Source organism: Phyllobacterium sp. 01N428 (genome assembly GCF_056399405.1).
Genome location: NZ_JBFTRH010000001.1, coordinates 1,260,249 through 1,282,546, shown reverse-complemented (window position 1 = coordinate 1,282,546; position 22,298 = coordinate 1,260,249). Strand labels below are relative to the sequence as shown.

Here is a 22,298-nt window from a genome sequence, read left to right as displayed (position 1 = left end):
CCTTCCCGTCACCCGGCGCCCGAATGCAAACGGCGGGCGCGCCGAAGCACCCGCCGACAACTGTATCGCAGGTATTAGAGCAGGCCGTCGATGATCGCCGACATTTCGTCAACCGAAAGGGCTCCCGAGTATTTCGAGCCATTGATAAAGAAAGTCGGAGTTGCATTTACTCCGAATTCATTGGCTCCGCGCTCACGCGCAGCATTCACATCATCCAGAAGTTTTTGGTTCGTCAAGCAAGCCTTGAACGACTCCTGTGTAAAACCGGCCAATTTGGAGATTTGCAGCAAAGGTTCTTCTGCATTTGCTGCGCCCGCCCATTGTTCCTGCTGTGCGAAGAGGACTTCGACCATCGGATAATAGCGATCTTCCGGCGCGCACCGTGCAAGCATGAAGGCGGCTGCGGCACGCGGATCAAACGGGAATTCGCGAAGGATGAGCTTCGCCTTGCCGGTGTCGATGTATTTTTCCTTGATCGTCGGCAGGGTCGTCGTGGCGAAATGCGCGCAGTGCGGGCAGGTCATCGACGCATATTCGACGATGGTGACAGGCGCGTCGGCCTTGCCCATCACGATATCCTTCAAGGTGCCTGGCGCCATGAGCTTGGCTTCATCGATCTTGCCCGCCGGCTCGGGGGCTTTCACCGGCGCTGTGCCATCCGCAGGCTTTGCTGCTTCCTGGGCCCATGCCTGGCCGGATGCAAGAGCAATTGCGGCCGTCGAGGCTGCGGCAAGCGCCAGTACGTTTCTGCGGGTGAAGAATTCAGTCATAAGTTCACCTGTCTCCGGTGTTGATCTGTCTACTGACTCGTTAGAGCCCCATGGCAGTCTCTTTAAGGCAGAGACAGCGATCTGTCTTTGAATTTTTCGTGAAGGATCAAGGTCCGTTGGTGGCAGCTCAGCGCCCCTTACGCTCCGCATGGATGCTGTTTCCAAGCCGCTCGAGTGCCTCGCGCAATCCGTCATCCTCGATAGGCTCGACAGCGTGGCTGATCTTGCGCGAGGTCTCTGCGTCGAGGGGCGGCAAGGAACGCTTTTTCACGACGGGCAGCGCGACCGGCTTTTGCTCGATCTTGATGCGCCCGACCGCAGCAAAGCCCAGGAAGGCATTGACACGGCTAATGATTTCCCCGGTCTCATGCTGAACGCGCATCGCGGTGAATCCCTGGCAAGCAATCACCAAGGTGGCCGGTTGAAACGGATCATCCTCGCGGCCGCGCCGGGGCCAGATGAGTTTCAGCGGACGGGATAATCCGCCAAGGCTCGAGCCGACGACTTCGTCCCACGCCTGGACGAGTTCGATCGTGATCCCGGCCCGTTTGCGCAACACAGGATCGAGGATGCCCGCGGCGGGATCGGCCAAGGGCCGGAATCCTTTCCGCTGTTGGCTATCGTTCATCGGATCGTCGCCATCATGTCACCGGCCATTGTAGCCGCGGAACCACTCTACGAACAAAGGTATGCCTTCTTCCAACGAAGTCGAGGGAGAAAACCCGAGATCGCGTGCCGCAAGGTCGATATCGGCATAGGTGCGCGGCACATCGGCGGGCGGCATGGGCGCAAATTCCTTGGTGGCTTCGCGGCCGCATGCCTTTTCGATAATCTCGATAAAGCGCATTAGGGCGACGGGCTTGTTGTTGCCGAGATTATAGACCGGGGCCGTTGCTTCAGGATTGGTCAGGATGCGGTTCATTGCGCCAACGACGCCATTGACGATATCGTCGATGAAGGTGAAATCCCGTTCCATCTTGCCGTGGTTGTAAACCTTTATCGGCTCTCCCTTTAGGATCGCATCCGTAAACAACCAAGGCGCCATGTCAGGGCGGCCGTAGGGGCCGTAAACGGTGAAGAAACGCAGTCCGGTGGACGCAATCTTGTGCACATGCCGGTAAGAATGGGCCAGGAGCTCGCCGGAACGTTTGGTCGCCGCATAGACGGATACCGGATTATCGACGGGATCGCTCTCGGAAAACGGCACTTTGCTGTTGGTCCCGTAGACCGAAGACGAACTCGCATAGACGATGGGCGGTCGCTTTTTCATTCGCAGGGCCTGTTCGAAGACCGTGACCTGACCATGGACGTTCGCGTCGACATAGGCAGCAGGATTTTCGACCGAATAGCGAACCCCCGCCTGCGCGGCCAGGTGAACGATGACATCGGCATCGGTATCCTCGCCGATCGCAGCGGCGAGCTCGCCGGCATTGGCAATGTTGGCACGCACGAAGCGGATGCCAGCATGTCCATCAAGAGCCGAAAGCCGCGTTTCCTTGAGCGCTACCGGATAGTAGTCATTGACATTGTCGATCGCGACAATCTCGACGCCTTCGGTTGCGAGCCTTCTTGCAACGTGAAAGCCGATAAAGCCGGCGGCTCCTGTGACGATGGCCTTCATCGTTCTCCCGTTTCCCTTTGCGACCTGCCCAAATTCATGCCCTCGCGCTCAGCGCCGCAACGTCCGCCTCGGCGTGTTGGGCAACCTGGGGGATCGAAAGAAATGGTGCATTGCCCGGCATCCAGCAGATCAAGATGGTCAGATAGATGAATACAGCGTCCGTGGCATCGTGGCCGAACATGATCCCTAACATGCCGGTTATGATGTAGCTCGACAGCAAGAGCAACGCGATTGCCGTCGCAAGATCGCGGCCCGGCCCCGGCTCCTTCTGGCGCGCGCCAATGATAGGGGTAGCAAGGAGCGCCAGGACACCGAGGACGCCGAGAATGCCGCCGTCAACCGCAGCGTTCAAAAGTCCGTTGTGAACATGGGTAAAGGTCATCTGCTTTTCAGGCGGCAGATTCAACACCGCGTTGACCGAGGACATTCTGTTCTGCGGCCCCTCGCCGAGAAGCGGCGACTGCAGGAATACCTCAGCGCCGGCCGACCAGAGCATAAGGCGGGCCTTCAGCGAGTTGATGTTCTCCTGCGGCTGGTCAAGGTGGGTGATATCGCTTTCGAGCGCATGGTAGCGCTCGGTTACCTTGATTGACGCGACGGAAATGACCGCCACGATGAGGACGGTTCCCACAACCTTCGCCGCATTGGTAAGCGACGGCAACGACTGGCCGCGCAAGTACCAGTAGAGGATGGCAAAGTGTACCGGCATGACCAGCCAGGCCGATCTTGTCCCCGAAAGAAAAGCGCAGGCCATTCCGCAGGCAAATCCCAGGATCGCAATCACACGCTCAGTCCTGCTATTTGAGTGGGCGTTGAGGAGCGAGACACTGCCGAAGAGCACAGCAAACAGTCCAAAGACGGCAGCATTGCCGGCGCCGGCTTCAGCGCGCGTGGCAAAAAAAGCTATCTGGACGAGGCTGTAGGCGAGTGCTCCGATCATGCCGATGCCCGCGCCGGTGATCAGGAAGGGCACGAGGCGGCCGGAAACGCCCGCATGAAGCCGCGGAAGTACCGCCCAAACGGCGAGGAACGGGATCATTTTCAGGATGTAGGTGAGGCCGGCTTTCGCATTGGGATGGAGGACGACCGACACGACCGTAACGGCGATATAGAAAGTGACGCACCAGGCGACGCGTTTTTCAGTCGGTGTCAGTTTGAAGGGGAAGCGCTTGAACGCCAGCGAGATAACTGCCCATATGAAGGCCAGGACGAGCGTAACTGACGTCCCGCTTGCCAAAAGGCCCGGGAAAAGCGCGAAGAGAAATGTGAAAATGCGATTATTGCGATCGATTCCAATAAAATGTCCCCTGGCGGGGAGCATCAAGGGCTTGGTCAACTGATCTGGAAACATTCATGATTCCGAATATTTTTGTTCTTGTACTCGCAGCGGTTCTGTATGAACCGTTGGCCCCGTGTAGCGCAGTTTGAGATTGATGCAACCAATAACCGCCAACCTGCTCGATTGGTATGATTCTCACCACCGGATTCTACCATGGCGCATTTCGCCGCGCGAGCAGAAGGCCGGGAAAGCTGTGGATCCCTACCGCATCTGGCTGTCCGAGATCATGTTGCAGCAGACGACGGTCGAGGCCGTGAAGCCCTATTTCAACGCCTTTGTCGAAAAGTGGCCGACCGTGAAGGACCTTGCCGCTGCCAGCCAGGATGCCGTCCTGCGCGCCTGGGCGGGGCTTGGCTATTATTCGCGGGCGCGCAATCTGAAGAAGTGCGCCGATACCGTGTGCGCCGATCACGGCGGAGCGTTCCCTTCTGATATCAACGGGTTGAAGTCATTGCCGGGGATCGGGGACTACACGGCCGCGGCGATTGCCTCCATCGCGTTCAACAGGCCTGTCGCGGTCGTCGATGGCAATGTGGAGCGTGTTATCAGCCGCCTTTACGCAATCGACACCCCTTTTCCCGCCGCCAAGCCCGAAGTCCGCGCCCGCATGCAGGCGCTCACCCCTGACGAACGTCCCGGCGATTTCGCGCAGGCCATGATGGATCTCGGTGCGACAATTTGCACGCCGAAGCGGCCGGCCTGTTTTGTCTGCCCCGTGAAGGAGGGCTGCGAAGCCCTGCAAACGAGCGATCCGGAGCTTTATCCCGTCAAGGCGGCCAAGAAGGAAAGGCCGATCCGCCTTGGGGCGGCGTTTGTTGCCATCTCTGCGGACAACGAAGTTTTGCTGCGCAGCCGCACCGAAACCGGTTTACTTGGCGGGATGGCCGAGGTGCCCACCACAGCCTGGACAGCGCGTCAGGACGGCGCGACGGATATCGCCAGCGCGCCATTTGCGGCCGACTGGATTGCTGCCGGCAACATCACGCACATCTTCACACATTTCGAGTTGCGCCTTGCCGTCTTCAAGGCAGGCAATATCCCTGCAATGCAAAACCTTGACGGTTGGTGGGTAAAAATCGAAAAACTTTCAGCCGAGGCGTTGCCTACGGTCATGAAAAAAGTCATTGCAGCAGCCATCCCCCACGCTTTTGCAAAAAGAGGTAAGGACGTATGACACCCGTCAAGCATATCGTTTTCGACATTGGCCAGGTTCTCATCCACTACGAGCCCGATGCCGCTTTTCGGGAACTCATTCCGGACGCCGCCGAGCGGAAATGGTTCTTTGACAATATCTGCACGCATGAATGGAACATCGAACAGGACCGCGGCCGCAAATGGGCCGATGCCGAGGCCCTGCTGATTGCGGACTTCCCCGACCGGGAAGATCACATCCGCTCCTTTCGCAAGAACTGGCACATGATGATCACCCATTCGATCGATGGCAGCGTCGCGATCCTGCGCCAGCTCATCGCTGACGGCCATGACGTCACCATGCTGACCAATTTCGCGTCCGACACGCTGCGCGAGGCCTGGGAGCGCTTTCCGTTCTTGACCGAGAGCCGCGGCGTAACCGTTTCAGGCGATATCGGACTGATCAAGCCGGACAAGGCCATCTATGATCACCATGTCGCGGCCTTCGACCTTGATCCAGCTGTAACACTGTTCATCGACGACAGCGCCAGGAATGTCGCGGGGGCACAGAAGGCTGGCTGGCAGTCCGTGCAATTCACCGGTCCAGAGGCCCTGAAGGCGGACCTCAATAATCTCGGTATCCGCGTCTGACTGCCAAAGACGAAACGCCCAGGCATGAGGCCTGAGCGTTTCGGATCAGAACGGCACTGGAGGTCCGCGTCCGATCGGAACGTCAGCCTCCGGCTGTCGTCATGCCGCTTCGCACCTGCTTTCGCAACTCGTCGATCGGCTTGAGAACGCCTGCATCTTCATAGTGCCAGAAAGTCCAGCCGTTGCAGGCATCGAGCCCTTGCGCCTTTGCACCCATCCGGTGGATGGAGCCGGCATCGCCACCTGCCGTGACGGTGCCGTCGGCCCTGATGATGGCCGCGTGACGGCGCCGCGCATCGCTGAGAATGGCGCCGGGCTTCAACAGGCCTGACTCGACAATACTGCCAAAGGCGACGCGCGGCTCGGCGCGCTTGCCGGTCATGACCGTGAGTTCAGCCCCAGCCAGCGGCTCCACGGCAGCGATGCGAGCCGTCGCAGCATCGATATATTTCTGCTCGCGCTCGATGCCGACGAAATGTCGCCCGAGGCGCTTTGCCACCGCGCCAGTGGTTCCCGAACCGAAGAAGGGATCGAGAATGACGTCGCCGGGTTTTGACGATGCCATGAGAATGCGGGCAAGCAGGGCTTCTGGCTTCTGCGTTGGGTGGATCTTGTCGCCATTCTCATCCTTCAGACGCTCCGCACCGGTACAAATGGGAAACAGCCAGTCCGACCGCATCTGCAGGTCGTCATTGGCAGCCTTCATCGCCTCATAGTTAAATGTGTAGCCCTTGGACTTCTGGTCGCGCGATGCCCAGATCATGGTTTCATGCGCATTCTGGAAGCGGCGGCCGCGAAAGTTCGGCATGGGATTGTTCTTGCGCCAGATGATGTCGTTGAGCATCCAGAAGCCAAGATCCTGCATCATCGAGCCGACGCGGAAAATATTGTGATAGGAGCCGATGACCCAGATCGTGCCGTTGGGCTTGAGAACGCGTCGGCACGCCAGCAGCCAGGCACGGGTAAAGGCATCATAGGCCTGAAAGCTTTCGAACTGGTCCCAGTGGTCATCGACCGCATCGACCTTCGACTGGTCGGGACGATGCAGATCACCGTCGAGCTGCAAATTGTAGGGCGGGTCGGCAAAGATGATATCGACGGAATGATCCGGCAGCCGGTTGAGGGCGGCCACACAGTCGCCCTTCAAAATTGTATCGAGCCAGGAGGATTGCGGCGCTGCCTGGGGCAGTTCATTCACGAGACGAACAACGGACATGGGGTACTCGACTACTGGGGACGCATTACAGAGCCTCATGGTTACCGGACGCGGTAAATTTCGCGTTAAGAGCCGGCGTTATGCGGGAAACTGTTCGGTGCATTGAACCCCGCAACCTTTCTGGGGCGTGACGGAGCGCAAAGGCGGGCGAGCCTTCATTTGAAGGGAGCCACTTTATAGGTGCCGGTGAACGCCTGCACTTCGTCGTTTATTTCCTCGGTGTGGAGCAGCTTATAGTTTTGGGACAGGACCGCAGAGCCGCCCATGATGACGCTCCCCGTAGCGAGTTCGAGAACCTCGCCGCTCGGCCGCTTCAAGACGAGAACGACAGCGCAATCGCTCTGGATCGTGCATTGGCTATCAAGTTGCGTAAGCAACCATTCGCCCGCAGGCGTTGTCAGGCGAGCAGTGTAAATATTAGGTAGCGTTTCTGGATCGCCAGACTTGGTGAAATACGAGCTTTCCCAAATCCCGTCAGGATCGCGCGCTGCATTTTCGGTCGTGAGTTTGAGCTGGAACTTGTATCCGTCCGCAGCATAGGCGGGGGGCGCGATCAGTACTGCCGAAACGAACACAGCCGTCAAGGTTCGGTAAAAAGTCATGGAATATGCCTCGTTCGTTGAAAAAATTGCAAACCTTTGCGAGCGGTATCGTAGGTCAGAAAACAAAGCGCCCGCGTCATGAGAAAAGCCATGCGCACCGCCCGCCATGCGAGTAAGCGGCAACGAGCGCCGCGACTACAACGAGGCCTGTTTCCAGGGGGCGCTCGGCCGGGTGAGCGACGACATGCAGCGTCCATTTGACGAGAGCGTTGATCGCGCCAAAGATAATCACGGCGACGCCAAAGAGGGCGAAGGGTGCGAGTTCAGCCGGGCTGACCCTGCAGTCCGTGTGTGGATAGAAGTAATCGGGGTGATTGGGATCATTATTCATTCTGATTGCTTTCGATGATTAAGGGTAGGTAATACTTAACATTTCGAACAACTTCGCGATACACACCTTTAGAAGTATCTATTTGTAATTACTGCCATTTTCGCCAGATTGCAACTCTAGGTTTTCAAGCCAAACCAGAACCGTTGCTTGACGCCCTCGGCATTCGGTATGTCGAAATAGTATGGTTTGTCGCGCAGCGGCCGATCAAACTTCTGGATGAGTTCGCATGTCGAGTGGTTGTCGCCGCTGTTGGTCCAGACCTCTTGTGTAATGATATCTTTGTCACTGCCTGGGACTTTATCGTCGTTGTTGTTGTTCTGTTCTTTGGGTCCTCTTCGGCCGGTGAAAAGCCGGCAGGACAATCATCATAAAGGTCCTTGCCGGGCTTACCCGCCTTGCCACCCACATCGCCATAGCCCGCTTTTCTTTGACGCCCGGCCAATTAGCGTGTAGTCGATGCCGGTAAATCCCCCAAGCGACCGAAATGCTGCACGATGGCAGCGCTATTTTCACGAACAGGTATGATTTAATGGAACCACAGCTCATTATTTTCGACTGCGATGGCGTGCTCGTCGATTCCGAATTCCTTGCCGCACAGGTCGAGTCCAAGCTTCTGACCGATGCAGGCTATCCGATCGAACCCGAAGACATTGCCGAGCGCTTTGCCGGCCTGACCTGGACCGACATCCTGCTTCAAGTCGAGAAGGAAGCAGGAATTCCAATTTCCGCGCAGTTGATCGAAGAATCCGCCAAGCAGATGGATTATAAGCTGCGCAACGAGCTCAACGTCATCGACGGCGTCGAGCAGGTCGTTGCCGCGCTGAAATATCCGAAATGCATCGCCTCGAACTCGATCAGTTCCTCGCTGAAGATGATGCTGGAGCAGAGCACGCTCTATGATCTGTTTGCGCCGCACATCTTTTCGGCGCGTGAGGTCGGATCGCAAAAGCCGAAGCCGGCGCCGGACGTCTATCTCTTTGCGGCGCGGCATTTCAACGTCGATCCAGCGCGGGCGATCGTAATCGAAGACTCGACACATGGTGTTCACGCGGCCCGGGCAGCCGGCATGCGGGTCATCGGCTTTACCGGCGGCGCCCACACCTATCCGGGTCATGCAGACAAATTGACGGATGCCGGCGCTGAAACAGTCATCAGCCGCCATCGCGATCTGCCGGCCGTGATCGAAGCCATGTCGGTGTGGTCGGAAGCCGTTTGATCTGGCTTCAGTCAAAAAGAAGACGGCCGGTATTTCCACCGGCCGTCTTTGTTGACCATCTAGTTCTTTTTCTTTGTCTTTGCCTTGGCGCTATCGTCCGGACCTTCGTCAAAGCCGACGAAGACCTGAACGTTCCGGCTCGCCGGCTTGGGGAAGCTCACGTTCGGATCGTTGAAGATGAACTGGGTGGCCGCGCCACTGTCGTTGACTGCAACCGCCTGCCTGCTCAGCTTGGAGTAGACAACATCGGAGCCCTGGATAACGGCAACACGGATTGGCACTGTGACCGTACCGGGCGTGAACTTCGCCCCGGGAACGATCTTGCCGGAAACGGCGACAGTCATGGTCATCGTCGTGTCGTCCGAATTGCAAGAGCGGGTTTCGTCCGACATGGATGCCTGATAAATCAGGTTCGCCGGGTTCTTGTCGGTGGTCTTCCCGTAATTGTTGATGACCGAGGTTCCCTCGCGGATCGTGACGGGTGGGCAGAAGGCGCGCAGTTGCGAGGCGGTGAGGCGCTTGTCGGCCTCGGCGGTGGCCTGGGCCTTGGGGGAGTTCGTGTCCACGGTCCCGCCGCTCGTCGAACAGGCCGCAAGACCCGCAGCAAAGACCAATGCACAAATTGGGGCGCAAAGTTGATAGAAGGGCAGAGTTTTTTGTGTTTCTGACTTCATGAACTGAACTTTCCTCGTAGAACGAACCTTGACGAACGAACGTGTTCTATATCAACGGTTCGATGAGAATGCGACGGGCTGCGCAAGCTTTTTGCCGAGGCGGCGCGTGCATCCAAAGGCAAGGGATATTTGAGATGAAATACGTTAGTACACGCGGCGAAGCGCCGGTTTTAGGATTTTCCGATGCCCTTCTCGCCGGCCTTGCGCGCGATGGCGGGCTCTATCTGCCCCAGGAATTTCCACAATTTTCTGCAGACGAGATCCGTTCGCTGCGGGGCAAGACCTACGCCGAGATCGCGATTTACGTGCTGACGCCATTCATTGCCGGCGATATCGACCAGGCCGATTTCGAGGCGATGGTACACGAAGCCTACGCCACCTTCCGCCATGAGGCGGTCTGCCCTTTGGTCCAGACCGGACATAATGAGTTCGTGCTCGAGCTTTTCCATGGTCCGACGCTCGCATTCAAGGATGTGGCGATGCAGCTTCTGGCGCGGCTGATGGATTACAGTCTTGCCAGGCGGGGCGAGCGGGCGACCATCGTCGGCGCAACGTCCGGCGACACGGGCGGCGCGGCTATCGACGCCTTTGCCAACCGCGACCGGACCGACATCTTCATTCTGTTTCCGCACAACCGCGTCTCGCCCGTGCAGCAGCGGCAAATGACGACGTCAGCAGCGTCCAATGTTCATGCGCTCGCCATCGATGGCAATTTCGACGATTGCCAATCGCTCGTCAAAGGCATGTTCAACGATCTCAACTTTCGCGACGCGCTCTCGCTCTCCGGTGTCAATTCGATCAACTGGGCGCGGATCATGCCGCAGATCGTCTATTACTTCACGGCGGCGCTCAGCCTCGGCGCTCCCGACCGCCCAGTTTCGTTCACTGTGCCAACCGGCAATTTCGGTGATATTTTTGCAGGTTACGTTGCAAAGCGCATGGGACTTCCGATCGAGCGCCTCGCCATTGCCACCAACGACAACGATATACTTGCCCGGACACTCGAGACCGGCAATTACGAAACGCGTGGCGTGGTACATACGACCTCGCCGTCGATGGACATCCAGGTTTCGTCCAACTTCGAACGCTTGCTCTTTGAAGCACACGGCCGTGACGCGGCCTCGGTGCGGCGCCTCATGGACGGCCTCAAGCAATCCGGAAGCTTCTCGATCGCCGAAAAGGCACTCGGCTTCATCCGGTCCGAATTCGATGCCGGCCGCTCCAGCAAGGCGGAGACAACCGGGATCATCGCGAGCGTGCTGAAGCAGTCCGGCTATCTGCTCGATCCACATTCGGCCATCGGCCTGAAGGTAGCACGCGAAGTTCTGCGGGCGACGGCGCCAAGCGTTGTCCTTGCCACGGCTCATCCGGCCAAGTTCCCGGATGCCGTGAAGGAGGCAAGCGGTGTCCATCCAGACCTGCCACTCTGGCTGGGTGATCTCATGCAACGAAAAGAACAGTACACGGTACTTCCCAACGACCTTAAAAATGTGGAAGAGTATGTGAGCCGGCATTCAAGAGCGGCAAAGTAAGGAGCATTGCATGGGCGTTGAAATCAGTCGCCTCTCCAACGGTTTGACGATTGCGACAGAGACAATGCCGCATGTGGAGAGCGTAGCCCTTGGCATTTGGGTCAGGGCAGGGTCACGGAACGAGGCAAGCAACCAGCACGGTATAGCCCATCTTCTCGAACACATGGCCTTCAAGGGCACCGAGAACCGCTCCGCCTGGAAGATCGCCGCCGATATCGAGGATGTGGGCGGTGAAATCAATGCTGCGACCAGCGTCGAGACCACTTCGTATTATTCTCGCGTCCTGCGCGATGACATGCCGCTCGCGATCGACATTCTCGCCGACATCATGACGAGTTCGAAATTCGACGCCGAGGAACTCGAGCGCGAAAAGAACGTCGTCATGCAGGAGATCGGTGCTGCGCATGATACGCCCGACGATGTGGTTTTCGATCGCTTCACCGAAGCTGCCTTCCAGAACCAGACCATCGGACGTACCATCCTTGGCACGCCGGAGACCGTCCAATCCTTCTCGTCGGCCGACCTTCGCCGCTATATGGACGAGCAATACAGCGCCGAGCGCATGGTCGTCGTCGCCACCGGCGGCGTCAAGCACGACGAATTCGTCCGAGAGGTCGAAAAGCGCCTCGGTTCGTTCCGGTCGAAATCGACGGCCCCGGAACCCGAAATCTCCCACTATGTCGGCGGCGATTTCCGCGAACAGCGCGAATTGATGGACGCCCAGGTGGTGATCGGTTTTGAAGGCCGCGCCTATCATGTGCGTGATTTCTATGCCTCGCAGCTTTTGGCGATGATCCTCGGTGGCGGCATGTCTTCACGCCTCTTCCAGGAAGTGCGGGAAAAGAGGGGCCTGTGCTACTCGGTCTATGCGTTCCATTGGGGGTTCTCCGAGACCGGCGTTTTCGGGGTCCATGCTGCAACCGGCCGCAATCATCTGAAAAAGCTCGTGCCCGTGATCATTGACGAGCTGCACGCTGCTGCACGCAATATCAGCCAGGAGGAATTGAACCGGGCACGGGCGCAATATCGGGCGAGCCTGCTGATGTCGCACGAAAGCGCAGCAAGCCGCGCCGGACAGATCGCACGCCAGATGCTTCTCTACGGCAATCCGATATCGACCGACGAACTGGTCGAGCGTCTCTCGAAGATCACTGTCGAACGTTTGACCGACCTTGCCGGACGCCTGTTCCTCGACACGACGCCTACAGTCGCCGCCGTCGGCCCGATCGGTTCCCTGATGAAGTTCGCCGATATCCGTCATGGACTGACTGCCCCAGCGTCGAGCCCGAGAAAGATAGCGGTCTGACGGCGATCCGGAGCGGCAATGATCGCCCTGCCCTTTCTCAAAAGCGTGGCCCCGCCCTTGCAGGGCAAGCGCATTTACCTGCGTCCGCCGACGCTTTCCGACTATCGCGCCTGGGCATCGCTGCGCGCCGAAAGCCGCGAATTTCTCGCGCCATGGGAACCGCTCTGGGCGGTCGATGATCTGGAGCGCGGCGCATTCCGCCATCGCATTCGCCATTATGACGACGAGGCGGCGGCAGGCACGGCCCATCCGTTCTTTCTCTTCCGCAATACCGACCAGCGCTTGCTCGGCGGCATCACACTTGGCAACATCCGCCGCGGTGTCGGCCAGAATGGCATGATCGGATACTGGATCGGCGCACCCTTCGCCGGACAGGGGTTCATGCACGAAGCATTGAGCCTGCTCATCCCCTATGCTTTCACCAAGGTGAGGTTGCACCGCCTGGAAGCTGCCTGTATTCCAAGCAATGAAAGATCGATCCGCCTTCTCGAAAAAGCCGGATTTCAGAGAGAAGGACTGCTCCGTTCTTACCTAAAGATAAACGGAATGTGGCAAGATCATCTTCTCTTCGCGCTGATTGAGGATGATGCAAGGGCTGGCAAATGAAAAAGTATCGGTGGCTTTGTTGGGACGACAGATGCTGAAAGGCTTATCGCGGGCTCTGGTCCTCATATTCATGCTGCTCGCGGCCCATACCGCCGCCAATGCCTTCGAAACAATCAAGATCACCAAGGAAAGCACGGCGCTCGACCTGTCGAAGGCCGTCGAGGTCTATCGCAACCAGGGTGAGACGTTCCAGATTTCAACGGCACCCGGTACGGACGGCATCGTTCGGCGTATCGAGGTGCAGGCAAACGACAAGCGTTCGACCGGCGACTGGGCCGCCTTTTCGCTCGCCAATCCGACCGACGAGCAGATCGACCGGCTGATCGTCGCGCCGCATTTCCGTCTTGTCGGATCGCGCTTCATCTGGCCCGACCTCGGTTCCACGCGCATCACGTCGATTACCCCCAGCGAAGGCTTCGCCCTCGACCGGCAGGCGAGCGACGACGCGGATATTTTCCTGATCACGCTCAACCCGGGTTCGGTCATCACCCTTGTCGCGGAACTCGCTTCTCCTAACCTGCCACAGGTCTATGTGTGGGAGCCGAATGCCTATAAGGATACGGTCAATTCCTATACGCTCTATCGCGGCATTCTGCTTGGCATTGCCGGCCTGCTGGCACTGTTCCTGACCATCCTTTTCGTCGTCAAGGGTACGTCGCTATTCCCGGCGACGGCAGCACTCGCCTGGGCGGTTCTTGCCTATATCTGCGTCGATTTCGGCTTCTGGAGCAAGCTCATCGAAATCGCGCCGGGCAACGAACAAATGTGGCGGGCGGGCACCGAAGTGGCGCTTGCCGCGACGCTCGTGATCTTCCTTTTTACCTATCTCAACCTCAATCGCTGGCACGATAATTTCAGCTATGGCGCACTGACCTGGATTCTCGGTCTCGGCATCGTCTCCGGTGTCGCAATCTTCGACCCACCGATTGCTGCCGGCATTGCCCGCTTTTCCTTCGCGCTGACCATCATAGCCGGCACGATCCTGATCGGATTCTTCTCGTTCCGCAGCTATGACCGGGCAATCATGCTGATCCCGACGTGGATCCTGCTCCTGGTCTGGCTGATGGGCAGCTGGCTTACCGTTGCCGGCATTCTTGCCAACGACATCATCCAGCCCGCCCTGGCAGGCGGCCTTGTCCTTATCGTTCTCCTGATCGGCTTTACCGTCATGCAGCACGCTTTTTCCGGAGGCGCGTTGCAACAGGGGCTCTTCTCCGACGTCGAGCGGCAGGCGCTCGCCATCATCGGTTCGGGCGATATCGTCTGGGATTGGGACGTGCCGCGCGACCGCGTTGTCACGACGCCCGACCTCACCAATTTCCTCGGAGCGTCGGCAAGTTCCTTGCACGGGGCGGTGCGCAACTGGCTGCCGATGCTGCACTCCGACGACCGCGACCGTTTCCGGACCACGCTCGACGTCATTCTTGAGAACCGTCGCGGCCGCATCTCCCAGACCTTCCGCCTGCGCGCCAACGACGGTCATTATTACTGGTATTCCTTGAAGGCGCGCCCGGTCATCGGTTCGGATGGTGAGATCGTACGCTGCGTCGGCACCTTGATTGATGTTACGGAACAGAAGAAGGCAGAGGAGCGGCTGCTCCACGATGCCGTCCACGATAATCTGACCGGCCTTCCCAACCGCGAACTTTTCCTGGATCGCCTCGGCTCGGTGATCACCATGGCGCAAACGGAAAGCAAAATCCGCCCGACTGTGTTCATCATCGACATCGACCGCTTTAAGCAGGTCAATGACGGGCTCGGCCTGTCTGCCGGCGACACCTTCCTGCTGACCATATCGCGCCGCCTGCACCGCCTGCTGCGCCCGCAGGATACGCTGAGCCGCCTCTCTGCAGACCAGTTCGGCCTGATCCTCGTATCCGAAAGCGAGCCCGCCAAGATTGCCGCCTTCGCCGATGCGGTGAAACAGGCGATCCGCGCGCCCATCGCCTTTGCCAAGCGCGAGATTGTTCTCACCGCATCGCTCGGCCTCATCACATGGACGAGCGGCAGCGCCGCCTCGCCGGAGGATCTGGTGAAGGATGCCGAGCTGGCGATGTACCAGGCGAAACGCTTTGGCGGCGACCGCATCGAGCCCTTCCGCCCGGCCTTCCGTGCGGTCGGCAGCGATCGCCTTCAGCTTGAATCGGACCTGCGGCGCGCGCTGGAACGCCGTGAAATCCATATGGCCTATCAGCCGATCGTGCGCCTCGATGACAACAGCATCGCCGGCTTTGAAGCGCTCATGCGCTGGGATCATCCGCGCCGCGGGTCGATCCCGCCGTCAGAGTTCATTCCCGTCGCCGAAAGTTCCGGCCTCATCGTCCAGCTTGGCCTCTTTGCGATGCAAAAAGCCGCCGAAGATCTCGTCAATTGGCGCCGTACCCTCGGAGCGACACCGCTCTTCGTCTCGGTCAACATTTCGAGCAGCCAGTTGATCCGCCAGGATCTCATCGATGATGTCCGCTCGGTCCTGCTGCAGACGCAGATCGAGCCGAGCAGCCTGAAGCTCGAACTGACGGAATCTCTGATGATGGAAAATCCGGAGCGCTCCGGCTATGTGCTGTCCAGCATCAAGGCAATGGGCGTCGGCGTCTCGCTCGACGATTTCGGCACCGGCTATTCTTCGCTTTCCTATCTCACATCCTTCCCGTTCGATATGATCAAGATCGACCGTTCGTTCCTCAAGGCGGATCAGCCGCAAAAGGTGACCCTGCTGCGCTCGATGATCAGTATGGCGCATGACCTTGGCCTTGCTGTCGTGTCGGAAGGCATCGAAAATGAAAGCGATGCGCTGCAACTGCGCCAGATGGGCTGCGAATATGCGCAGAGCTTCATGTTCAGCCCGCCTTTGACCCTCGACGTCGCCACCAAGCTTCTGCGCGAACAGTTCCAGCAGTCGAAGGCCGCATCGTAAGACTAAAAGCGGGCTTGGAATTGGCGAAGAGACTGCTATTATTATTAACTGGAGCGTGGGGCGAGCCTTCGCCCACCCCACCTTTACCTAGGTAATCAATCGAACCCGGATGCAGACTTGCCAGCCCGTCCGGGTTCTTTTGATTTCAAAGGTAATAGTCAGTGGCAAAAACCACATGCCTATTCTCCGAGTTTGAGAGCAAGGCCGTTGCCACGGTCGGGAGGCCCATCGTCCCGATGCACCAGCTGGCTTGATGCTGCTACTTGGCTCTCGCTTTCATTGATTGCTTGGATTTGGATTCCCAACAAGAAATGCAGGGTTGAATCCCTTGCTGTATCGCGTTGCAGCGCGACCGGAAGACATGTCAAAACCGATTGGTAAATTTAAGCGTGGCCCGCGACCGTGGCGAGGCGCGACGGATCGATACCCATATAGGCGAGCAGCCGATCATAGGTGCTGTCAATGTTCGGATCGAAGAGCAGATCGTGCGGCGCCTGGCAAGTGAGCCAGCCATTATTGGCGATCTCGTTTTCGAGCTGGCCGGAGGCCCATCCCGAATAACCCAATGTCATCAAAGCCTTGCGCGGACCACGTCCGCCTGAGATGGCGCGCAGGATGTCGACCGTTCCCGTCAGGCACAGTTCCTCGGCAACGGGCATTGTGGAATCCGTCAGATAGTCGTCGGAATGGAGGACGAAGCCGCGCCGCACTTCGACGGGACCGCCATTGCGGACGAGGAAATCGCGCGTCCTGTCCGGCATCATGATGACTTGCTGCTCATCGAGCACGCCAAGCTGAACCAAAATTTCTGCAAATTCCATTTCCTGGGCGCGATTGATGATAAGACCCATCGCGCCATTTTCCGAATGGGCGCAGATGTAGATAACCGAGCGCGCAAAACGGCTGTCTTCCATCCCCGGCATGGCGAGAAGGAATTGTCCATTCAGAAAACCGGCTTCGTTGGTCGCGTCTCTCAAGTTTCCCATAAGAATAAGGGTACCAAGGATTCTATAAATGACAACGCCCAATGGTAACGAATTGTAAACGACAGCGGTCACCGATGTGAAAAGTTTGGCCGAACACGACTTCGTCACACAGATATGATGGGCAAATCCCCTCATCTCCTTGATCGCAACGAAAAGCATTGTAATTGTCGCCGCCATGAAAACAAAATTCCTTTGCCTCATTGCCTCATTGCTCTTCGCTCTTCCGGCAGCCGCTGCCAGTTCAGACTGGACCAGCACGCCGGGCGGCAAGGTCCGCGTCATCGTCGACAATCCACCGGACGGCACCCCGGAGGTGCGCGGCGCCATCCAGATCAATCTCGATCCGGGCTGGAAAACCTATTGGAAGGAACCGGGTGACGCAGGCGTGCCGCCCGAACTCGATCTTACGGCAAGCGACAACATCAAAGCCTATGCGCTTGCCTTCCCGACGCCGCACCGTTTCGCCGATGGGGGCACGCAGTGGGCCGGGTACAAGAAGCCCGTTTCGCTCCCGTTCACGCTGACGCTGGAAGACCCCGCCAAGCCAGCCCATCTCAAGGGACACGCTTTCCTCGGCATATGCGAGACAATCTGCATTCCCGTCACGGCCGAGTTCGATATTGCCATCGATGGTACGCCGAGCGACGCGCTGACCATGGCCGAGATTTCGACCGCATTTGATCAATTGCCGGCACCAGCATCGGCGGAATTCGGCGTTCGCGCCGTCACGCGCGACAATGACCATCTTGATTTCACGGCTGAACTTGCGGCGGGCAGCGAGGAGGTCGATCTCTTCGTGGCTGCGGAAGGAGGGGCCAATTTCGGCATGTCGAAATTGAAGAGCCGCGACGACAAAAGTGCCGTCTTCGCCGTGCCGCTCGTTTCCGGCGCACAGGCAAAGCCCGGCCTCCTGTACTATACGCTGGTGCAGGGCGACAAGTCCGTATCCGGAACAATTCCCTTCAAGGAATAGCTCGACTTTTCACCATCCGCACCCTATCTGCGATAGGCCTTTGCGCAATCTCAAGAGGAGCGATTCATGACTATCAAGGTAGGCGAACGTTTGCCCGATGCCACATTCAAAACCAAGACCGATGAGGGCGTCAGCGAAGTACGCTCCGACAGCCTGTTCAAGGGCAAGAAGGTCGTTCTCTTTGCCGTTCCAGGTGCGTTCACGCCCACATGCAGCATGAACCACCTCCCCGGTTATCTCGAAAACCGCGACGCTATTCTCGCGAAGGGCGTCGATAGCATCGTCGTCGTCGCCGTGAACGATCCGCACGTCATGGGTGCCTGGGCTAAAGCGACCAACGGCGAAGGCAAGATCCAGTATCTGTCGGATGGAAATGCGACCTTCACCAAGGCCGTCGGCCTCGAAATCGATCTTGCCGCCGGCAATATGGGCGTGCGCTCCAAGCGCTATTCCATGCTCGTCGAGGACGGCGTCGTCAAGGAACTCAACATCGAGGAAGCGCCGGGACAGGCCGTTACATCGAGCGCGGCAACCCTGCTCGGCCAACTCTGATCTTATGGCTGCGAGGGCTTTACCGGCCCTCGCCTCCTTGGACCACCGGCTTGCGCTTGAACGGAGCCATGCCCGCCCGCGCCAGTTCATCGGCGCGCTCGTTTTCCGGGTGGCCGGCGTGCCCCTTTACCCAATGCCACACGACCTTGTGTCGCTTGCGCGCCTCATCAAGCTGTTGCCAAAGCTCGGCATTCTTCACCGGCTTCTTGGCCGCCGTCTTCCAGCCATTGCGCTTCCAGCCTTCGATCCAGCCCGAAATACCGTCGCGCACATAGATGGAGTCCGTATAGAGATCGACGTGGCAAGGCTCCTTCAGCGCGCTCAGCGCCGCAATTGCCGCCATAAGTTCCATGCGGTTGTTGGTTGTGTCCGCCTCGCCGCCGGAGAGTTCCTTCTCGTTGCCATTCCAGCGCAGTACAGCGCCCCAGCCGCCCGGACCAGGATTGCCGGAACAAGCGCCGTCGGTGAACGCTTCGATATCCTTCATACGCGTTGTCCTTCGAGGACCAGTCCATATTCCTCGGCAGACTTGATCTGGCGATGAAACCGCATGCGGCGCAGATACTCCATCGGGTCCTTCTTGACGACGAGGCTGCCCTCCGGCGTGTTCAGCCAGTCATAGAGGCGGGTCAGCATGAAGCGGAGGGCCGAGCCACGCGCAAGGATCGGCAGGCTTGCCGCCTCGTCGGCCGAAAGCGGCCGGATGGAATTATAGCCGCGCAGGAGCGCAGTACCCTTGGTGAGGTTGAACGCATTGTCCTTCTCGAAGCACCAAGCATTGAGACACACCGCGACGTCGTAGGCGAGAAGGTCGGTGCAGGCGAAATAAAAGTCGATGAGGCCGGAAAGCTTGTTGCCGAGGAAGAAGACATTATCCGGAAAAAGATCGGCGTGGATGACGCCGTGCGGCAGGTGCGATGGCCAGTTCGCCTCGAAGAATGCGAGATCGGCTTCGGTTTCGCTGGCAAGGCCGGGTTCAACTCCATCCGCGCCTGCCCTGGAATTCTCCCAGAGCGGCCGCCAGCCTTCGACCGAGAGCGCGTTCTTCCGCCGCATGGGGAAATCCTCGCCCGCAATGTGCATCCGCGCCAGCGCCTCGCCAAGCGCGAAGCAATGCTGCACCGTCGGGCGGCGCATCCACATGCCTTCAAGGAAGGTAACGATCGCGGCGGGGCGGCCGGCAAGCTCGCCGATGCTTGAACCGGATTTCTGATTCACCGGCAATGGACAACTGATCCCCTTGCCCGCGAGGTGGCGCATGAGACCGAGAAAGAACGGCAGGTCGTTGCTGTTCACCCGCTTCTCGTAAAGCGTCAGTATGAACGAGCCTGCACTTGTGTGCAGGAGATAGTTCGAATTCTCGACGCCTTCGGCAATGCCCTTATAGGAGAGCAGCTCGCCAACTTCGTAGTCCTTGAGGAAATGCGCCAGGTCGATTTCGTTGATGTCGGTGTAAACGGCCATGATCAGCGGCTTCCGTTGACGAAGGCCATATCGAGGCTTGTCAGTTCCACGTCACGCAGGTCGCGCATGACGTGGAAGTTTTCGGTCTCGATGGTCGTCTCAGCAAGTTCGATGGACACGGTGTAGCGTTCCGAAAAGAATTGAATGATTTCGTCGACGATGATCTCCGGAGCCGAGGCGCCGGCGGAAAGTCCGACCACGGATATGTCGCCGACCTGATCCCACTCGATATCCGAGGCGCGCTGCACCAGCATCGAGTGGCTTGCGCCCGACCGCTCCGCGACTTCGACGAGCCGCTTCGAATTGGATGAATTGGGCGCGCCGACAACGAGGAAGAGGTCGCATCCCGGCGCCGCAGCCTTCACCGCGTCCTGGCGGTTGGTGGTTGCATAGCAGATGGATTCGGCGGCCGGTGCCATCAATGCTGGAAAACGCTGCTGCAGGGTTGCAATAATTCCGGCGGTATCGTCCACCGAAAGCGTTGTCTGCGTCACGAAGCCGAGATTGTCCGGATCGACGGGCATGTAGGCCTCGGCGTCCTCGATCGTCTCGATCAGCGTGACGGCGCCTTCCGGCAGTTGGCCCATCGTTCCGATAACCTCCGGATGGCCGGAATGACCGACCAGGATCACGTGCCGGCCGAGGCGCTGATGCCGCATCGCCTGCTTGTGCACCTTGGAGACCAGTGGACAGGTGGCGTCGAGATAAAAGAGGTTCTTGTTCTGCGCATCGGCGGGAACAGATTTAGGCACGCCGTGGGCGGAAAAGACCACGGGCTGGTCGCGATGTTCCGCTGGGATTTCGTCGAGTTCCTCGACGAATACGGCGCCCCGGGCCTGCAGGCCCTCGACCACGTAGCGGTTGTGCACGATTTCGTGGCGCACATAGACCGGCGCGCCGTATTTTTTTAGAGCCAGAACCACGATCTGGATCGCCCTGTCCACCCCGGCGCAAAATCCGCGCGGTCCGCAAAGGCGGATTGTCAGCGGTCTCTTCTCAGGCATCTTTATCGTCTCGCGGAACCGGTTGAAATGCTACTTGGACTTGGGCGGCAATCAGCGGGAAGTCAAGTCGGAAGACGATGCTCCATCGACGGCCGTCTTGTTTTCCGCTGGGAGTTTATAGCGTCGCCGCAGCGAGATTGCCAAAATTACGACCAGGGTTGCCGCAAGGCCATACCAGGTGACGGCATATTGCAAGTGGCTGTTGGGCAGATCGATGATCGTGACCCCGCCGACCGGCGCACCACCCGGGTTGGGCGTCTTGTCGGCGTCGATGAAGAAGGGCACGAGCTTTCCCCTGTCGATCCCCGATTGCGAGGCCATCGTCGCCAGGTCTTTCCAGTAGTAGATATTGGCGGGAAGATCATTATCCGGAACAAGCGAGGACGGCTTGGCATCAAGCGGGTTGCGGGCAAGGCCGGTAATCGTCACCTGGCCCTCGACCTCGCCCCCTGGGCGCGTCGCCGGTTCCTTCCGGTCGTAGGGCACGAAGCCGCGATTGACGAAAACCGCGCGGCCGTCATCAAGCAGCAGCGGCGTATAAACGTAAAAGCCGGAATAACCGTCGTAGGTCGCGAAGAAATGCCGCTCCTTGTCGTTCAGCAGCCGGCCGGCAACCTTGACGGTGCGGTAATCGACATCCTGACCTTCGTTCCAGACCTTTTCGATTTCGGCGAGCGGAACTGGTGCGGCATGGGTCCGCGCTTCGATCTCCGCAAGGAGACCTTCCTTCCAGTAGAGCCGTTCGACCTGCCACGTGCCGAGCGCCACGAGAATTGCGAAGAGCACTGCGCCAAGGATAAGCGTGATCCAGGGAAATCTTGGGCGGTCCGCCGCTACGTATGTCTTACTCATGAGCGGTCGGGCGATCGAGCCGTCCCTCTGCGGCCTTGTGCTTGTACTGGAGGGCGATGAGAATGCCCTTCATCCAGCGGAGCGTGGCGAGACAAAGCACGAGTGCTAGCGGTATCCACAGGATGAAATGGACCCAGAGCGGCGGGTCGATATTGACCTCCATCCACAGGGCAAGGCCAACCACGATGAAGCCGATCAGCAGCATGACCAGGACGGCCGGCCCCTCGCCCGTATCGATAAACGAATAATCGAGACCGCAATTGGTGCATCGCGTCGCGGGTTTCACAAATCCATCGAACAATCTGCCCTGGCCGCAGCGCGGGCATTTGGCCTTGATGCCGGCCACGATCGGATCGACGGGCGGGTAAAGGGCTGTGTCTTCGTTCATTGAAATCTGCGCTCGAAGGATTGTTTCAGTTGGCGTTGTGATCGGGACAAGCGTCGAGATTAAGGCCGCGTGCGATTAGTGACGCCGTTTGGTTGATCTGTCCAGCAGCCAAGTTGAAGCACATCCCAAAGAAAAGGGCGGGCCATGTCACCATGCCCGCCCCTTCATGT

Annotated in this window: 23 protein-coding genes; 9 read left to right on the top strand and 14 right to left on the bottom strand. The window is 58.6% G+C overall.

Annotation, left to right across the window (positions count from 1 at the left end):
• Positions 1–74 precede the first annotated feature (74 nt).
• From AC1DNI_RS06320 to AC1DNI_RS06305, 4 genes are all read right to left on the bottom strand, one after another.
• Complete coding sequence (locus AC1DNI_RS06320; RefSeq protein WP_477691211.1) at positions 75–770, bottom strand: DsbA family protein; 696 nt, start codon at positions 768–770, stop codon at positions 75–77.
• A gap of 127 nt (positions 771–897) precedes the next feature.
• A complete protein-coding gene (locus AC1DNI_RS06315; protein ID WP_477691210.1) occupies positions 898–1,398 on the bottom strand; it encodes a DUF721 domain-containing protein in 501 nt (166 codons plus the stop codon).
• Between the two features lie 18 nt (positions 1,399–1,416).
• Positions 1,417–2,391 (bottom strand): SDR family NAD(P)-dependent oxidoreductase, encoded by a 975-nt coding sequence (locus AC1DNI_RS06310; RefSeq protein ID WP_477691209.1) that lies wholly within the window; start codon positions 2,389–2,391, stop codon positions 1,417–1,419.
• Between the two features lie 34 nt (positions 2,392–2,425).
• The gene (locus AC1DNI_RS06305) at positions 2,426–3,742 is read right to left on the bottom strand and encodes an O-antigen ligase family protein (RefSeq protein ID WP_477691208.1); all 1,317 of its coding nucleotides are present in this window, start codon (positions 3,740–3,742) and stop codon (positions 2,426–2,428) included.
• Between the two features lie 82 nt (positions 3,743–3,824).
• Between AC1DNI_RS06305 and mutY the strand changes: the two genes are divergently transcribed.
• Positions 3,825–4,904 (top strand): A/G-specific adenine glycosylase, encoded by a 1,080-nt coding sequence (mutY, locus tag AC1DNI_RS06300; protein ID WP_477691207.1) that lies wholly within the window; start codon positions 3,825–3,827, stop codon positions 4,902–4,904.
• A complete protein-coding gene (locus tag AC1DNI_RS06295) occupies positions 4,901–5,512 on the top strand; it encodes an HAD family hydrolase (protein WP_477691206.1) in 612 nt (203 codons plus the stop codon). The genes mutY and AC1DNI_RS06295 overlap by 4 nt, the downstream gene beginning before the upstream one ends.
• An 82-nt stretch (positions 5,513–5,594) precedes the next feature.
• Here the strand turns inward: AC1DNI_RS06295 and AC1DNI_RS06290 are convergent, their stop codons facing one another.
• From AC1DNI_RS06290 to AC1DNI_RS06280, 3 genes are all read right to left on the bottom strand, one after another.
• Complete coding sequence (locus tag AC1DNI_RS06290; RefSeq protein ID WP_027230057.1) at positions 5,595–6,728, bottom strand: site-specific DNA-methyltransferase; 1,134 nt, start codon at positions 6,726–6,728, stop codon at positions 5,595–5,597.
• A 155-nt stretch (positions 6,729–6,883) separates the two neighbouring features.
• On the bottom strand, positions 6,884–7,330 hold the full coding sequence (locus tag AC1DNI_RS06285) for a hypothetical protein (RefSeq protein WP_477691205.1): 447 nt from the start codon (positions 7,328–7,330) through the stop codon (positions 6,884–6,886).
• A 76-nt stretch (positions 7,331–7,406) separates the two neighbouring features.
• Positions 7,407–7,661, bottom strand: a complete 255-nt coding sequence (locus AC1DNI_RS06280; RefSeq protein ID WP_477691204.1) for a hypothetical protein — start codon at positions 7,659–7,661, stop codon at positions 7,407–7,409.
• Positions 7,662–8,190: 529 nt separating this feature from the next.
• On the opposite strand from AC1DNI_RS06280, the gene AC1DNI_RS06275 reads away from it, so the two are divergent.
• Positions 8,191–8,877, top strand: a complete 687-nt coding sequence (locus tag AC1DNI_RS06275) for an HAD family hydrolase (protein WP_027230058.1) — start codon at positions 8,191–8,193, stop codon at positions 8,875–8,877.
• A 59-nt stretch (positions 8,878–8,936) separates the two neighbouring features.
• Here the strand turns inward: AC1DNI_RS06275 and AC1DNI_RS06270 are convergent, their stop codons facing one another.
• Positions 8,937–9,551 (bottom strand): hypothetical protein, encoded by a 615-nt coding sequence (locus tag AC1DNI_RS06270; protein WP_091949968.1) that lies wholly within the window; start codon positions 9,549–9,551, stop codon positions 8,937–8,939.
• Positions 9,552–9,685: 134 nt separating this feature from the next.
• Between AC1DNI_RS06270 and thrC the strand changes: the two genes are divergently transcribed.
• The 4 genes from thrC to AC1DNI_RS06250 are packed head-to-tail and all read left to right on the top strand — an operon-like array spanning position 9,686 to position 15,909.
• Positions 9,686–11,083 carry a threonine synthase gene (thrC, locus tag AC1DNI_RS06265; protein WP_477691203.1) on the top strand — a complete coding sequence of 466 codons (1,398 nt, stop codon included), beginning with the start codon at positions 9,686–9,688 and terminating at the stop codon, positions 11,081–11,083.
• Between the two features lie 10 nt (positions 11,084–11,093).
• Positions 11,094–12,389: a M16 family metallopeptidase gene (locus AC1DNI_RS06260; RefSeq protein WP_477691202.1), complete on the top strand. Its 1,296-nt coding sequence runs from the start codon at positions 11,094–11,096 to the stop codon at positions 12,387–12,389.
• An 18-nt stretch (positions 12,390–12,407) separates the two neighbouring features.
• Positions 12,408–12,995: a GNAT family N-acetyltransferase gene (locus AC1DNI_RS06255; protein ID WP_027230062.1), complete on the top strand. Its 588-nt coding sequence runs from the start codon at positions 12,408–12,410 to the stop codon at positions 12,993–12,995.
• Between the two features lie 31 nt (positions 12,996–13,026).
• The gene (locus tag AC1DNI_RS06250; RefSeq protein WP_091919427.1) at positions 13,027–15,909 is read left to right on the top strand and encodes an EAL domain-containing protein; all 2,883 of its coding nucleotides are present in this window, start codon (positions 13,027–13,029) and stop codon (positions 15,907–15,909) included.
• Between the two features lie 383 nt (positions 15,910–16,292).
• On the opposite strand, the gene AC1DNI_RS06245 is transcribed toward AC1DNI_RS06250, so the two are convergent.
• A complete protein-coding gene (locus tag AC1DNI_RS06245; RefSeq protein ID WP_027230064.1) occupies positions 16,293–16,895 on the bottom strand; it encodes a YqgE/AlgH family protein in 603 nt (200 codons plus the stop codon).
• 175 nt (positions 16,896–17,070) lie between these two features.
• Here AC1DNI_RS06245 and AC1DNI_RS06240 point away from each other — a divergent pair, with 175 nt between their 5' ends.
• Positions 17,071–17,868 carry a protein-disulfide reductase DsbD domain-containing protein gene (locus AC1DNI_RS06240; RefSeq protein ID WP_477691201.1) on the top strand — a complete coding sequence of 266 codons (798 nt, stop codon included), beginning with the start codon at positions 17,071–17,073 and terminating at the stop codon, positions 17,866–17,868.
• 66 nt (positions 17,869–17,934) lie between these two features.
• Positions 17,935–18,420: a peroxiredoxin gene (locus AC1DNI_RS06235; RefSeq protein WP_113281735.1), complete on the top strand. Its 486-nt coding sequence runs from the start codon at positions 17,935–17,937 to the stop codon at positions 18,418–18,420.
• Positions 18,421–18,439: 19 nt separating this feature from the next.
• On the opposite strand, the gene rnhA is transcribed toward AC1DNI_RS06235, so the two are convergent.
• From rnhA to AC1DNI_RS06210, 5 genes are read right to left on the bottom strand one after another with little or no spacing between them, the layout of a single operon-like run.
• Positions 18,440–18,907: a ribonuclease HI gene (gene rnhA, locus AC1DNI_RS06230; RefSeq protein WP_477691200.1), complete on the bottom strand. Its 468-nt coding sequence runs from the start codon at positions 18,905–18,907 to the stop codon at positions 18,440–18,442.
• Positions 18,904–19,884: a homoserine kinase gene (locus AC1DNI_RS06225; protein WP_477691199.1), complete on the bottom strand. Its 981-nt coding sequence runs from the start codon at positions 19,882–19,884 to the stop codon at positions 18,904–18,906. The genes rnhA and AC1DNI_RS06225 overlap by 4 nt, the downstream gene beginning before the upstream one ends.
• A gap of 2 nt (positions 19,885–19,886) precedes the next feature.
• Positions 19,887–20,888 carry a 4-hydroxy-3-methylbut-2-enyl diphosphate reductase gene (gene ispH, locus AC1DNI_RS06220; RefSeq protein ID WP_091919432.1) on the bottom strand — a complete coding sequence of 334 codons (1,002 nt, stop codon included), beginning with the start codon at positions 20,886–20,888 and terminating at the stop codon, positions 19,887–19,889.
• Positions 20,889–20,939: 51 nt separating this feature from the next.
• Positions 20,940–21,740, bottom strand: a complete 801-nt coding sequence (locus tag AC1DNI_RS06215; RefSeq protein ID WP_477691198.1) for an SURF1 family protein — start codon at positions 21,738–21,740, stop codon at positions 20,940–20,942.
• On the bottom strand, positions 21,733–22,128 hold the full coding sequence (locus tag AC1DNI_RS06210; RefSeq protein WP_477691197.1) for a DUF983 domain-containing protein: 396 nt from the start codon (positions 22,126–22,128) through the stop codon (positions 21,733–21,735). The genes AC1DNI_RS06215 and AC1DNI_RS06210 overlap by 8 nt, the downstream gene beginning before the upstream one ends.
• Positions 22,129–22,298: the final 170 nt, after the last annotated feature.